Origin of the sequence: Rhodococcus sp. NCIMB 12038, assembly GCF_002165735.1 — a bacterium.
GTDB lineage: Bacteria > Actinomycetota > Actinomycetes > Mycobacteriales > Mycobacteriaceae > Rhodococcus_F.
In genome coordinates, this window is the sequence record NZ_NHML01000098.1 from 1 (window position 1) to 820 (window position 820).

Sequence of the window (820 nt, forward strand, 5' to 3'; positions counted from 1 at the left end):
CTCGTCTCAGGGCGGTAGCGCGCCGGTGGAGACGAGGACGCTGCGCAGATGCTCGAGCGGTTTGCCGTCGGGCAGTTTGTCGAGGATATCGTGGCTCAGTGGCCGCACGTCCGTCGCGAGCTGCGGCAGGGCGGTGGAGTCCTTGTTGTGTCCAGCCAGCAAGGCACGGTGGCGGGCGGTTCGTGTACGGCCAGAATGTCGTGGAACTGCTGCAGTTCGGGCGGACCTCTCCGATGTCGGAGACCAGCAGCAGTCGGCGTCGGAGAGCGCAGCGGTGGCAGGAGCGGCGAATCGGACTCGGTTCTGGTCGCCGCAGGGAAGAGGGCACTCCGGCCGTCCAGGACGCACTCGATGCCAGCGGGGGTCGGCGATGATGAACGCGCCTGCGTACATGATCGGGGGGTTCTGCCTGTGCACCGAGACCCGTACGCTCGAAGCGGTCGCGGGCATCGGTCGGGTGACATGCACGGCGCGCTGACCGCACCGTGACTGTCCGGCGATAGCCAGAACGAAACGGAGGGTGGACATGTCGACAACAGACTCTCGAGCCCGTTCCTTGCCAGTGCTTTTCGGTGCCAATGTCGACCCGACATGGGTGCCAGAAGGCGGTGACCCCGTCGCGCGCACACAACGCGCGGAATCGTTGGGCCTCGACCTGGTGACCATTCAAGATCACCCATATCAAGCGGCGTTCTATGACACCTGGACGTTGCTGACATATCTTGCGGCGAAGACCGAGCACATCACGATCGTTCCCACCGTGGCCACGTTGCCGCTGCGTCCGCCGGCTGTACTGGCGAAGGCGGCCGCAAGCCTGGAT

The 820-nt window shown here is 65.2% G+C and carries 2 protein-coding genes; one reads left to right on the top strand and one right to left on the bottom strand.

Annotation, left to right across the window (positions count from 1 at the left end):
- Positions 1–6: 6 nt before the first annotated feature.
- A complete protein-coding gene (locus CA951_RS43755; RefSeq protein ID WP_179220531.1) occupies positions 7–162 on the bottom strand; it encodes a hypothetical protein in 156 nt (51 codons plus the stop codon).
- Positions 163–526: 364 nt separating this feature from the next.
- On the opposite strand from CA951_RS43755, the gene CA951_RS42145 reads away from it, so the two are divergent.
- The coding region (locus CA951_RS42145; protein WP_143543225.1) for an LLM class flavin-dependent oxidoreductase at positions 527–820 on the top strand (294 nt) is incomplete at its 3' end.